This is a genomic window from Sporosarcina sp. JAI121 (assembly GCF_013408665.1).
Lineage (GTDB): Bacteria > Bacillota > Bacilli > Bacillales_A > Planococcaceae > Sporosarcina.
The window spans coordinates 533119-546151 of sequence record NZ_JACCCL010000001.1 but is presented as its reverse complement, the minus strand read 5'-3'; the positions used below and the strand labels follow the sequence as shown (position 1 = coordinate 546151).

General features: G+C 40.0%; 12 protein-coding genes. 3 read left to right on the top strand and 9 right to left on the bottom strand.

The features are described from left to right. Window positions 1–177: 177 nt before the first annotated feature. Window positions 178–894, bottom strand: coding sequence for a GDSL-type esterase/lipase family protein (locus HDC33_RS02600; RefSeq protein ID WP_370457397.1), 717 nt, complete (start codon window positions 892–894; stop codon window positions 178–180). Window positions 895–1225: 331 nt separating this feature from the next. Here HDC33_RS02600 and HDC33_RS02595 point away from each other — a divergent pair, with 331 nt between their 5' ends. Continuing rightward, window positions 1226–1702: a hypothetical protein gene (locus HDC33_RS02595; protein WP_179390966.1), complete on the top strand. Its 477-nt coding sequence runs from the start codon at window positions 1226–1228 to the stop codon at window positions 1700–1702. Between the two features lie 163 nt (window positions 1703–1865). Further along, complete coding sequence (locus HDC33_RS02590; protein ID WP_179390965.1) at window positions 1866–2000, top strand: small, acid-soluble spore protein L; 135 nt, start codon at window positions 1866–1868, stop codon at window positions 1998–2000. 365 nt (window positions 2001–2365) lie between these two features. Here the strand turns inward: HDC33_RS02590 and HDC33_RS02585 are convergent, their stop codons facing one another. The 6 genes from HDC33_RS02585 to HDC33_RS02560 all read right to left on the bottom strand — a co-directional run bounded on the left by HDC33_RS02585 (window position 2366) and on the right by HDC33_RS02560 (window position 8646). Then, window positions 2366–3856, bottom strand: coding sequence for an aldehyde dehydrogenase family protein (locus tag HDC33_RS02585; protein ID WP_179390964.1), 1491 nt, complete (start codon window positions 3854–3856; stop codon window positions 2366–2368). A gap of 20 nt (window positions 3857–3876) precedes the next feature. Further along, window positions 3877–4770, bottom strand: a complete 894-nt coding sequence (dapA, locus tag HDC33_RS02580) for a 4-hydroxy-tetrahydrodipicolinate synthase (RefSeq protein WP_179390963.1) — start codon at window positions 4768–4770, stop codon at window positions 3877–3879. Window positions 4771–4860: 90 nt separating this feature from the next. Beyond that, window positions 4861–5877, bottom strand: a complete 1017-nt coding sequence (locus tag HDC33_RS02575; protein WP_179390962.1) for a TRAP transporter substrate-binding protein — start codon at window positions 5875–5877, stop codon at window positions 4861–4863. Between the two features lie 25 nt (window positions 5878–5902). After that, entirely contained in the window at window positions 5903–7186 is a 1284-nt protein-coding gene (locus HDC33_RS02570; protein ID WP_179390961.1) for a TRAP transporter large permease, read from the bottom strand. Window positions 7187–7204: 18 nt separating this feature from the next. Then, window positions 7205–7723: a TRAP transporter small permease gene (locus tag HDC33_RS02565; RefSeq protein ID WP_179390960.1), complete on the bottom strand. Its 519-nt coding sequence runs from the start codon at window positions 7721–7723 to the stop codon at window positions 7205–7207. Window positions 7724–8091: 368 nt separating this feature from the next. Beyond that, entirely contained in the window at window positions 8092–8646 is a 555-nt protein-coding gene (locus tag HDC33_RS02560) for a helix-turn-helix domain-containing protein (RefSeq protein WP_179390959.1), read from the bottom strand. Window positions 8647–9052: 406 nt separating this feature from the next. Between HDC33_RS02560 and HDC33_RS02555 the strand changes: the two genes are divergently transcribed. Then, window positions 9053–9874 carry a squalene/phytoene synthase family protein gene (locus HDC33_RS02555; protein ID WP_255457281.1) on the top strand — a complete coding sequence of 274 codons (822 nt, stop codon included), beginning with the start codon at window positions 9053–9055 and terminating at the stop codon, window positions 9872–9874. A gap of 290 nt (window positions 9875–10164) precedes the next feature. On the opposite strand, the gene HDC33_RS02550 is transcribed toward HDC33_RS02555, so the two are convergent. Together HDC33_RS02550 and HDC33_RS02545 are read right to left on the bottom strand one after the other, a co-directional pair. Then, the gene (locus HDC33_RS02550) at window positions 10165–11457 is read right to left on the bottom strand and encodes a hypothetical protein (RefSeq protein ID WP_179390958.1); all 1293 of its coding nucleotides are present in this window, start codon (window positions 11455–11457) and stop codon (window positions 10165–10167) included. A 142-nt stretch (window positions 11458–11599) separates the two neighbouring features. Then, the gene (locus HDC33_RS02545) at window positions 11600–13009 is read right to left on the bottom strand and encodes a M20 family metallopeptidase (RefSeq protein ID WP_179390957.1); all 1410 of its coding nucleotides are present in this window, start codon (window positions 13007–13009) and stop codon (window positions 11600–11602) included. Between the last annotated feature and the right edge of the window lie 24 nt (window positions 13010–13033).

The window sequence follows — 13033 nt, the reverse complement described above, 5'->3', positions numbered from 1 at the left end:
TTTCTGCACCAAACTTCAAATCCGCTGAAAGTCATGCAAATACTACTAGTCAAGGCAAAGAAAAACCAGCCATTCACGAAAACTGGCTGGTTTCACTTTGTTAATCTACAGTTTTCTGAATAGTGTCTGATTTGACTTGGTGACTGTCACCCCACGCTACCCGTGCTATCCCCGCAGTCATTTCTGCCTAAGAATATCCACCCAAACCTTGTAACCTTCCCCGTTTAAGTGGAGACCGTCGATAGTGAATTTCTTATCCAACTGTCCATTATTGTCCACGAAACTGGAATGTAAATCGATGTATTCGATTCCGTTTTCTTCGGCAATTCGTTGCAATATCCCATTGAATTTCTTTACTTTTTTATTAGATACTTCTTCACCGAAAATCTTGTTGTTTACTGGAAGTATGGATTGTATAAAGAGTGTGGTGTCTTTCCCTTTGAAGGATTCCACAATCGCGGTTACGCGTTTTTCGAAGTTCTTACTATCAGTGGAGTAACGAATGTCGTTTACGCCAATCATGAGGTATGCTTCTTCGGAATTCCGATCAACCACTTCATTGATTCGCTTCAATACCCCTTTTGAGACGTCGTTTCTAATTCCTCTATTTAATACAACCTCATCAGGAAAATACTCCTGGAACTCCCCGTAATCCGTAATGCTATCCCCGATGAATAGTTTATCTACATCCTTAACATCAGACTGTTCGAAGATACTTTTTTTCGTGAAATAATAATCTGAACTTCCCTTTCCGGAAGGTGCCGGTTGCATTTGTTTTTTTATGAAATCAATACCGCCTATTTTATTCACTACAACACTTCCCATTCCAATCAACAAGATATTTAAAAGTATAGATATAACTAATGAAGATTTAAGACCTTTCAAAATTGGCACATCCTATTCTAAAAAAATTCTAATTCTAATATATCTATACCCAAACTTTCAACAAGTAATGTTTATTTCGTCTCAGTTTTCTGCGGCAGTTTCCTTTGCGGGCAGGCTCTTCCTCCAAGTTTAGTTAGAAGGGAATCAGATAAATCCGCAAAAAAGAGATTTTGTAGGACACTGTATCAGGTTCGTTGGAGACTTTAAGGACTTGATTGGACCTTTATCAGGTTCGTTGGTGGCAATCGTCGTATGTAGCATAATCACCTGTATTTTACATTTCCATTATTAAATCCCTCAAACTGGCACATAATAATGGATAAAGGATGGTGGATTTTATATGGCAATTACCGTGATAAGTGTTCAAAAAAATAAAAAAGTAGTAATCGGAGCACTTTTTTTATTTTTGTTGATTTTTTTCTTTATTTTCAAATTCAGTAATTCATCAGTGGGTCCAGCACAGGCCGAGAATGAAATAGGATTTTTCTCAGAGCCTCTACAATTTTCGGATATGACTGTAAAACTTCTCAAATCCAGCCATAATGATAATGAACATGTTTTTTATTTTAATGTCGAGAATGCACAGAATTCCGCCATTTCAACTAGAAGTATTTATTTTACAATCAAAAATAAAGGAAGTATCTATTCCAGTAAAAGTCTCCATTTGGATGATGTGAAATTGAACCCTGGTATGGGCACAATTGCCACTGTCACTTTTAAAATGAAACATGCTGATTTAACAGAAGGAGAACCTATTATGGAGGTTCAACGGGGTTTATTTTTTGGTGAAAAACAGGAATTCGATTTAGAAAAATGATATTCCTTTCCATATTACGTGTGGAATAGTTCTTTCATCTTGCTATCGTACAGGAACTGCCAGGACAAACCTTACAATCATTAGTGTGGATTTCCCCTTTTTGCACATACTATCATATGAGTTAAAAATAAATTTATTTGGCGTTAAAGGAGAGATGAAGGTAATGGCGAAAGACAGTAATAGCGATAAAGGAAAGAAAGCTACTAGTGTAACTTCTCAAGGATACGCGGATACGGACCTTGCAAAAGCTCCGAAGAGTAAGCTGGAAAACGCGGCTAAGAAGAAAAACACGAAATAGGTGTTGGGTGTCGTATGTTATCGGATGGTCGCGGTACACGCCTCGAAATTTAATTCAATACCAAGTGACAAAAACACCTCCACTGTATCGAGTTTAGTTCTTCACTAACCCGATAATACACAGGAGGTGTTCTTTACGTTATTCATAAAATATTGTAGTCGATTTTAATCAAGTAATACTCAAAGCTTCTTTTAGTGACTTCATCATTTTTTCATAATTGACTTTCCGGCCGGTCCATATGCCAACTAATCTCCGTTTTATAATATGACAAAAAAGCCCAGCCGAGTTTATTAATTTGGCTGGGCTTTTCTCATTTTATACAATTGTAGTGTATTCCTTGTGGAACTGTCATACATATCAAAATTCTATTGTTTAATATTCACAAACACACTTTTCACTTCTGTATAGTTTGCCAAGCCGTACTCTCCGCCCATTTCGCGGCCAATACCGGATTGTTTGTAGCCACCAAACGGCATTGTTTCAATTTCAATACCGAAGTCGTTGATCCAGACCGTTCCTGCTTGCAACTTTTTCGCGACATAATGTCCCGTTTTAATATTTTCTGTCCAGACACTTGCAGCAAGTCCATAGATACTATCATTTGCACGTTGGATCACTTCTTCCACCGTATCAAAAACAAAAATGGATAGGACAGGTCCGAAGATTTCCTCACGCGCAATCGTCATGTCGTCTTCTACATCCGCAAAAATTGTCGGTTGCACATAGTAGCCTTTATCGAATGCTTTGCTGCCGCCTGCAACCAGGCGTGCACCTTCCGCTTTTCCTTTTTCGATATAGTCGAGAACCGTCTGTTGCTGTTTTGCTGAAACGAGTGGACCCATTTCCGTTTCCGAATCCATGCCAGGTCCAAGTTTCAGTGCGTTTGCACGTTCTACCAATCCATTCACTACTTGCTCATAATGAGAACGGTGAACGAATACGCGTGTACAAGCGCTACAGTTCTGACCATGGTTATACATCGTTCCGTTAAATGCCCCTTCAATTGCTTCCTCAAGGTTGGCATCTTCCAGGATGATGCTTGGCGATTTACCACCAAGCTCAAGCGTAATACCTTTGAGCTGATCAGCCGCTTTGCGCATAATGCCTTTTCCGACAGCCGTTGAGCCTGTAAATGCAACTTTATCCACATCCTTATGCCCGACAATCGCATCTCCGGCAACTCGGCCGGCGCCAGGCACAACATTGACGACACCGTCAGGGAATCCGGCATCTTTGAATAATTTCGCCACATAAAGCAGGGACAGCGGTGTTTCACTTGCAGGCTTGATGACGACCGTACAGCCGACCGCAAGTGCCGAACCGAGCTTCCAGGCAGCCATCGCAAGCGGGAAGTTCCAAGGAATGATTTGCCCAACAACTCCGACAGCTTCGTGTACGGTGTAATTCAAATAATCCTTGGACACAGGGATTGTTTGTCCAACCATTTTCGTTGCCCAACCCGAGTAATATCTGAAATGCTGAACCGTACCATCTACATCGTCTGCCAGCGCGACTGCATAGGGCTTGCCGTTATCCAGTGCTTCCAGTTGTGCAAGTTCTTCACGGTTTTGTTCCAATAGGTCTGCAAACTTATAGATGAGATGAGAACGCTCCGCCGTCTCCATCTTCGTCCATTCACCTTCATCAAACGCTTTTCTTGCAGCAGCAACCGCTGCATCAATATCTTCAGATTGTGCTTCACTTACTTTCGCAATCACTTCTTCAGTCGCCGGATTAATGACGTCGAATGTTTTCCCGCTAATTGCCGGTACGTATTCCCCGTCAATATAAAGCCCTTTGACGCCTTGCAAAAATTCCTGCACTTTCGGTTTCAGTTTATAGTCTGTTGCTTCCATTCGTTTTCCGCCTCCACTTCTTAGTTAGTGACCGTTTCCAAGCTTTGTAGAAGTTCCTTCAATTTCGCTTCTTCCTCTTCGTTAAGCGGAAGTCTCGGTCTGCGGCATGGCCCGCCCGCTAACCCTTGCAGATCCATTGCTCTTTTAACGATTTGCACGTATTTTCCAGATCCTTCAAGGAATTCGCAAAGCGGCAAAAGTCTATCGTAAAGCGCCCAAGCCTCGTCCAATTCATTGTTTTGAACATGGTTGTACAAGTCCGTCACCAGACGCGGTGCAATGTTCCCTGATACAGAAATCCAGCCCGTAGCACCGACAAGCAGTGATTCAATCGCAAGGTCTTCAGAACCGCAGAACACTTTAATGAAACCTTCGCCTTGTCGAGCGATATCACGTGCTTTGCCGATGCCGCCGCTTGATTCTTTAATATGTGTAATATTTTCAACGTCACGTCCGACTTTTAGAATCGTTTCCGTGCTGATGTCGACGCCCGATGTGAATGGGTTATTGTAGATCATCACCGGGAATGTAACGGACTCTGCAACAGCCTTGAAGTGTTCATAGATTTCGTTCTCTTTCGGGTGTGAATAATACGAGTTGATCAGCAATGAAGCGTCCGCACCAGCCTGTTCAGCCTGTTGTGTAAATTCAATCGCATCTGCCGTCGTTTCAGCCGCCGTACCGACCACCAGTGGAATTCGACCGTTGACTTGTGCAACTGCCACTTCAACCGCTTTATAACGCTCTTCCCTTGTCAAGCTGACAAACTCGCCTGTACTGCCGTTAATTGTAAGACCTGCCACGCCTGCATTGATGAAATGCTCAATGTTGTTTTTGAATCCGTCCCAATCGATTTCCTTTTCGTTGACCATTGGTGTAATTAGTACTGGGAATACCCCTTCAAGTTTTACCATAATAAATTCCTCCTCATAGTTTTATAATGCTTATCATTTATTTCTCTTACTAAATTCTATAATCACAAGCTTCTCTAGACCTTTGGAATCTTACTTTGATTTCGCTGCTTGTATTTCATCATAAAGCGATTGTCCATCTGGGATGCTTTTAATAAGTGAATCATGAGTTTCATCTGCTTTTTCTTTGAATCCGGATAAATCCGTTTCAACAATTTTCACGCCATCTTTTTCTGCATTTTCAAGTGACTCATCATAAGCTTGTGCATAAAACTCGATGCCTTTCTTTAAACCTGCATCGGCAGCCTCTTGCAAGATTTCCCTCTGATTATCCGAAAGGTCATCCCATTGCTTTTGAGACATAACTAATAATGCAGGAAGATAGTGAGATTTTGTTAAGTTGTAATACTTAGCCACTTCGCTGAATCGATCATTCATGAATTGGTCAGGTGAAATATCGCCGCCATTTACAACACCTTGCTGTAAAGACATGTAAACTTCTGAATAGGCCATCGGTGTAGGTTGTGCACCAAAAGCTTTATATGTTTCAACGTATCCCGGCGCCTGCATAACACGTAATTTCAAACCTTTCATGTCTGATACATCTTTAATTTCTTTATCGGAAAATACGTTTCTTTCCATAGCCGTCAACCAGCCTAAGCCAATTAGTTGATGCTCTTCAAGCATTTCCAAGTATTTTTTTCCAACATCACCAGCCAATACTTCATTAGCTTGTTCAAGATTATCGAACAAGTATGGAATGTCAAAAATCTCATATTCTTTTACTGTATTTTCTAATGCAGCTTGTCCTGTAACAAACATTGAGATTGTTCCAGAGCGAGCAGCTTGAATCATTTTTATTTCATCCCCCAATTGAGATTGCGGAAATGATGTAATCTTGATAGTTCCCCCAGATTTCTCATCAGCAATTTTGGTCATTTCGTCAATCATCACTTGATAATGACTATCAGGTGTTAGGATATGCCCTATTTTCAATTCTACGTTTTTCTCTTCACCATTCGTACTAGCGTCAGTTGAATCATCAGAACAACCCGAAACAATCGCCATTACTAGTGACAGCGCTAACATTAAATATAATGCTTTCCTCATTCTTCTCACTCCTATTATTTTATTGTTAGTTTATTATTGAAGGTAACCAAGTTGACAAAGGTGCCCAGTAACTGATTATTATCAAATCAAAAACTAGAACAGCTAAGAATATGAGAACCGGTCTAATTAATTGGTCAATTCGGAGTCCCGCAATTTCACATGCTACAAACAGATTCACACCCAATGGAGGTGTCACCATTCCGATTGCCAAGTTCACAATCATAATCATCCCGAAGTGAATAGGATCAATTCCATATATCACAGCAACTGGAGCCAGGATCGGACCCAAAATAATGATTGCCGCTAATGTCTCGATGAACATTCCCGTTATAAGTAAAAATACATTTGTTAATAATAGAAATACCAATGGACTATCAGATAAACTAATTACTAACTCACTCAATTTATGTGGAACTTGCTCAATCGTTAATATATAAGCAAAAACGGAAGCAAAAGCCACAATAACTAATATTATGGATGTTGAAATAGCAGACTTGGTAAATATCGGTATAATATCTTTCCACTTCAATTCTTTGTAGACAAACAAACCAATTATTAAACTATAAAAAACTGCAACTACCGCCGCTTCAGTCGGAGTAAAGAATCCAAAATAGATACCCCCGAGTATGATGATTGGCATGAGCATCGCAAAGAGAGATTGACGAAATGCGCTCCACAGATTTCGAGCCCATTCCCCTACTGTTATTACCTCGACTTCATCAAACTTTTTTATTCTTGCTATGACAATGACCGTTATCATCAAAGTGATTCCAATGAAGATTCCTGGAAGTATACCTGCTATAAACAGACTTCCTACAGACACATTTGCTACGAGCCCATAAACAATCATTGGGATTGAAGGTGGGATTATTGCGCCTAGCTCTCCAGATGATGCAGTAATTGCTGTAGCAAAGGGTTTCGGATATTTCTTTTTCGTCATTTCTGGAATTAAGCTAGACCCAATTGCAGCAGTCGTTGCAGAAGATGAGCCCGAAAGCGTTGCAAAAAACATAGATGTTAAAACAGCAACAGATCCTAGCCCCCCACGGAACCAACCTACTAATGCATTGGCTAACCCAATCAACCTTTTCGCTATTCCACCAGTCTGCATTAAGTTACCCGCTAAAATGAAAAACGGAATTGCCAGAAGCGTAAATGAGTCTAGGGCCTCGAATGTATTTTGGGCTAACACGCTTAATGGTAGATCTTTCATATTTAAAGCAATAACAGATGACATCCCTAATGAGATTGCAATAGGAACTGAAAGCATGAACAAAACAAGTAACCCTATAAATAGCACTTGAACCATTAAATCATCTCCTTACCTTCAAACAGAGTCAATTTCATCTGGAGCCATTGCACCTCTAATATCTTCCCCGTTGTGAAATGTTTCGATTAAATATGTCACTGTATTAATAATCATTAATACAGCCCCCACCATCATTGCAGCGTATACGTAGGCTTTACTAATCTTCGTGACAGGTGCAGTTTCTGTAAATCCAAATTGGAACCACTCAATACCAACGACTAGTAAAATAACATAAAAAATTAAACTTATTATATGCGCGAGAAACTTTAGTATTTTCCCCCATCTCTCTGATAATGCAAATACAACTGAATCAATTGCTATCAGCTTGGCTTTTCTAGTTGCGATTGCACTCCCTACAAATGTTAACCAAATCATTAAATACTTCGCTATTTCTTCTGACCATGGAATTGAGAACTGCTCAAAAACAAACCTTACTAACACTTGCATCATAACTACAACAGCCATGACCATTAAAATGAAAGCCAACACTTTCTCTGCAATGGCATTGACCCTATCCACTATTTTTACAAAAATCAATGTACCCCCTCCTAAATTTCCTCTTCTATCTCGAGGCGGAATCTCTTATATACGAACACAAAACTGATTTCTTATACATACAATAGTTTTCTCTGTGTAGGGTAAATTCAAATAATGTTAGTATTTTTTCCATGTATTCGCAACGTACTCTAGTACTTTAAACTTTTTACTTTAAATTATATTTAATCACACTTAAATTTTTTCACCTCCACTTCAATTCATATCCAAAAAAATATTCAGTTCCAACAAATTAGAATAAATTCATTCTTGTGTTAATTATAATAGCAATTTAGTCATTGTCAATTAGTTTTTTAACATCCGAATTCTAATATTGTGAATACTTTTTCTCTTTATTTAATAGAAACCTTTTACCTTACCTTATTCACGGGCGCTATCACAATTAACAATTTTACCGAGTTATTCGAATCATTAAACCAAGTGTGAGGCGTGGAAGATTCAATATGCAGACTATCGCCAGGGTATAGGAAGTGTTCTTCACTATCTAAAATAACGGTTAAAACACCTTCTAATACATATAGGAATTCTTGGCCCTTATGAGAATAGGGTTTTTTTTGCTGTTCGCCTGGTAATAATGTAGCTATAATTGGTTCGAATACCGGATTTTGAAAGTTGCCGGACAAATTGGAGTAACTAAAATTCACATCATGATAATTTTGTTCTTCACGTTCCACTCTTCTAGTGATACTGGCACTCTCTGCGTCTTGTAAATTAAAAAAGTGACTAACGTTTACTTCTAGCGCTTCAGAGATCTTTTTTAACGATGTTAAAGTAACGGAACTTTTCGATCTTTCCACCTGGGATAAAAAACTTATTGATAATCCACTTTTTTTAGAAACCTCATTTAATGTCATTCTTTTCATTAATCTTAAATCTTTAATGCTTGGCCCTAATTTTTTATCCATAAAAAACTCCCCAATCCTCTGAAAATTAAAATCAACAATTATAGATTATCATACTTTCCACTTTTGGAAGTAATTTCTCATATTTATATATGGTATGAATTTCTACGTCATATGCTTTACTAAGTTATAATAACTAGAAGCCCTATATAAAAGACAAATTATTTCGAAGAAATTTGAACTCCGCATCGAAATTAACTATAATCAGACTATACAGTCTAAAACACCGAAACCAAGCCCGTTAAGGTCACGGGTATGTATTCCAGCTATTTCTGTAACAGGACTTTTATCCGTTAGTTAAAGTATAATAGAAGAGTTATGTATAAAAACTAATCTAACAAAGCGGGATTGTGTTGTGCATAATCACGTATTTATTTTGACTATCTCATGGTGAAGGGGGAAGATCTCATTGAGTACTGACACTAAATTACAAAAAGAAGCCATGCATGTACTAAAACTGACTAGTAGAACCTTTTACATTCCAATCAAAATGCTCAATCCAACGTTAAGGAAGACGGTGGGCTCCGCCTATTTATGTATGCGCGCGATCGATGAAATTGAAGATCATGAAAAATTGCAATCTGAAACCAAGCAGCACCTGTTGCGTTCGACCAGCAAGCTTTTGCAGACGGAGTTTGACGATGCCGCCTATCGACAGCTGCTCAAACCTTATGAAAACCTTTTACCGGAAGTGACGTTAAGGCTTGGCGATTGGCTTTCCGTGTGCCCCGAAGGTATTATCGATAAGGTTAAAGAGTCGACAAGTATTATGGCGGACGGTATGGCTCGTTGGGTCGAAAAGGACTGGGTAGTAAAAACGAGAGAAGATTTAGACGACTATACATATTACGTAGCGGGTTTAGTTGGCGTCATGCTATCCGATATATGGCAGGCGTATGACGGAACAACAACGGATCGTGACTTGGCGATCGGCTACGGACGAGGCTTGCAAGCAGTCAATATGCTGCGTAATCAGGATGAAGATGCCGATCGCGGTGTCCGCTTCCTTCCCGATGGTTGGGACCGGAATGATATGTTCGCATATGCAGCGGCGAATCTGAATAAAGCGGATGAGTATATAGAATCGATTGCTACTAAAAATATTCTGTTGTTCTGTAAAATCCCCCTTGCCCTAGCAAAAAGAACGCTGAACACATTACAAAGTGGCAATGAAAAAATGTCACGTGCCGAAGTGGAATCGACAGTGGCTGCAATTGTTAATGAGCAATAATGCAGTCTACCCATCTTTCAGATACCTGTATGGCAACTCGGTAAGTAACTAAAAACGCGTATCTCCCTTGATAAGGAGATACGCGTTTTTCACTTTGCGGTGATTGTCGGGATGAATTGTAGTGGTGACTGTCACCACTACAATTGCATATTGTTTTTCCAACGTTGCGTGTATTGTTCAAACTTTCACGTTTGTTTTGTTTGTTTCAGAATTGACTTGGTGACTGTCACCCCTACAACTCACTGGCACCGCCACAACAATACCAAGTCTTCTACAAAGCACCCCCAACCTTATTTCAGTTGGTATACTTTCACGGGTCTTCCTCTTGAATAATGTGATTCCTCCCCAACGCATTCTGTTAGATTCACTTTACATAGGTCGGATACAATTCGCTGGGCGTTGCGTTCGCTCATTTTTAAATGAATGGCTAAATCTTTCGTTGTGAAATCCGCCCATTCCATTTTTCGGATTAAGGATTCAATCCGTCTATACGTTTTGACACCAATCTTACCTTCTTTTAATTTCTCCAAGAATTCTTTATCATCCGTTCGATAGGAATAGGTGAGTTGCTCTTCCTCCCCTGCCGCATCTATCATGGTCCCATCTTCCTGGAAAATAATTATATCTTGATTCCCTTTCTCCTTTGATTCCCTAATTGCACGATATGCATTCGCCTCTGCCGTGAAGACCGTCTGACCAAAACCGATGCCGACTGAAATTCTTGAATCCGCTTCGAGTGAAAGGTAATTGACCATTTCTTTCAATGTCCCAATTTCCCTTTCAACTGCACCTCTTGTACTAAATATTGCATAACGTCCATTCCCTTGTTCAAAAAGAGAGCCATCCAATCGTTCGCAAAGCTGGATAAGCGTTTTCTTTACATCTAGCTCCAAATACTCCAATTGATAGCTTTCTTTCATTTTTTCTTTAATCGCGTCATAGTCCACAATTTCAATCATTTCTACACTGATTTGCGTATCCTTGTAATAGGATGTTTTAATCTTCTCGAAAAACATCCGAATGGTCTGATAGATTTCATTTCGGTTAGGAGACAACCAAACTGCCGGAATACCGGCTTCAAGTAAGTCTTCATAAACAGTTGGATAACAAGTTAAGGCCGCTTCTATTTTATTCTCAGTCCATAATTTATAATGAAAATTAAATAATTCTTCCGCTTCAATCTCGACATCGAATTTTTTTATATAAAATTTTTCCAATGACTTTTCTAACTGGGACAACTCTTCTGGGCAAAACGCCTCAATCATATCCACGCTCATCCGCTTCAGCAGTTTGTTGCTGGAATTCGAAAGGTCCACGATTCCTTTATAAATACTTAATTCACTTGAATCGATATACACAAAGGTTTCATTCGGACCTGCAGCATTTTTCGCGATTTTATATGGGATATACCCTGAGAAAAGCCAAAAATCAACCGCTGTCTTCGGGTTCAAAACAAAGTCTTTCACTTCATTTGTTTTTTCATAACTATAAGGAACGAACTCCAAATCCTGTTCAATCTCCTTGGCTACTGTTAGAATTCGATTCACCGATTGACGTGGACCGACAACCGCAATTTTATACATTAAGAATTCCTCATTTCTAAAAATGTTTGTTAGCGAATTTTACCGATAGGCCTTTTTAAATTCAGTGGGTTTACAACTTGCGTTCGTTTAATTCAAAAAAAGAGACTGAAGTTAATCAGTCTCACATTTGATTTACCTGTAATCAAATTACGGAATCTGGGATTAACGAAGTGTACTGTTCACCGTCCAAGCGTTCTAACAACTCAGCTTTCGCCCGCTTAATAAGATCCGGTTTTTCCATCACTTCGATTGCAGTGGAGGCGAGTACTTTTCCCGCATGCAACATCCCCTTATGCGCGATCGGCATGGCTCCCTGGGAAACGACTTGCCACGTATGAAGCGGAGTTCCGATTGCAAAACAAGTTGTTGTACACTGCATTGTCGGGACTACCCAACTGACATCGCCTACATCCGTAGAGCCCGGGAGGATTAACTCCGAGGTATCGCGATGAGGTGGAACTAAATCTGCAATATCTCTTTCCTGTAACTTTTTCACAGTTTTCTTATCTAATCCCTCATAGGCACTCTTAATATCCTCCTGCGAAAGGGTGCTCCGTATTTCTTTCGCAAACGCTTGATCGACATCGTCATAAAGGGGAAGATCCACTTCCGTTAAATTTTCGTACATCACATCGGCAAGAACAGTATTAGGAATCAAGTTAGAAGCGGTCCCTTCAAACTCAACTTCAAATGTTGTCCCCGTCATCAATGCCGCCCCTTTTGCAATATCATAAACCCTGCTATAAAGATCCTTCACTTGCTCTTTCTCAGGCGCTCGTATCAAATAAATGACTTCAGCATTGGCCTGAACTACATTCGGAGAAACTCCGCCTGTGTCCGATACGGCATAATGCACTCTTGCATCCGGAATCATATGCTCCCTTAAATAATTGACCCCGACATTCATTAATTCCACCGCATCCAAGGCACTTCTGCCCAAATGAGGTGCCGCCGAAGCATGGGCACTCTTTCCTTTAAACTGGAATCGCGCTGAATAATTTGCAAGCGAACCGAAATTCATCAGACCCGGCTTGTCCCCTGGATGCCACGATAGAGCAACGTCTACATCGTCAAACAGACCAGCTCTTGTCATAAATGCTTTACCCGAACCACTTTCTTCAGCGGGGCAGCCATAGAAGCGGACAGTTCCTTCCAGTTTGGTAAGCGCCATGTAATCCTTTATGGCAACGGCTGCGGCAAATGAACCTGTTCCCAACAAATTATGCCCGCAACCATGCCCACTTCCTCCTTCAACCACCGGATCATTGTGCGTAAGCCCTTTCTTCTGACTTAAACCAGCCAGTGCGTCAAATTCGCCTAAGATTGCAACGACAGGCTTACCAGTTCCGTAACTTCCAACAAAAGCCGTTTTCAGTCCTGCAACATTTCTTTCAACTTGAAATCCTTCCTCCTCCAAAGCTTCACACAAATAGTCAGAGGATTTATATTCCTGAAAATGTAATTCTGGAACATTCCAGATGTTATCACTTAACGCAATGAATTTACCCTTCTTTTGTTCGATTATAGTTGAAAGCGCTTGCTGAAATTGCATATCTACTCTCTCCTTTTCATCAGT

Excerpts from the sequence above, each read along its gene's own strand:
- HDC33_RS02590 (WP_179390965.1), top strand. The coding sequence starts at position 1,866 with ATGGCGAAAGACAGTAATAGCGATAAAGGAAAGAAAGCTACTAGTGTA.
- HDC33_RS02575 (WP_179390962.1), bottom strand. The coding sequence starts at position 5,877 with ATGAGGAAAGCATTATATTTAATGTTAGCGCTGTCACTAGTAATGGCG.
- HDC33_RS02570 (WP_179390961.1), bottom strand. The coding sequence starts at position 7,186 with ATGGTTCAAGTGCTATTTATAGGGTTACTTGTTTTGTTCATGCTTTCA.
- dapA (WP_179390963.1), bottom strand. The coding sequence starts at position 4,770 with ATGGTAAAACTTGAAGGGGTATTCCCAGTACTAATTACACCAATGGTC.
- HDC33_RS02595 (WP_179390966.1), top strand. The coding sequence starts at position 1,226 with ATGGCAATTACCGTGATAAGTGTTCAAAAAAATAAAAAAGTAGTAATC.
- HDC33_RS02585 (WP_179390964.1), bottom strand. The coding sequence starts at position 3,856 with ATGGAAGCAACAGACTATAAACTGAAACCGAAAGTGCAGGAATTTTTG.
- HDC33_RS02550 (WP_179390958.1), bottom strand. The coding sequence starts at position 11,457 with ATGTATAAAATTGCGGTTGTCGGTCCACGTCAATCGGTGAATCGAATT.
- HDC33_RS02545 (WP_179390957.1), bottom strand. The coding sequence starts at position 13,009 with ATGCAATTTCAGCAAGCGCTTTCAACTATAATCGAACAAAAGAAGGGT.
- HDC33_RS02560 (WP_179390959.1), bottom strand. The coding sequence starts at position 8,646 with ATGGATAAAAAATTAGGGCCAAGCATTAAAGATTTAAGATTAATGAAA.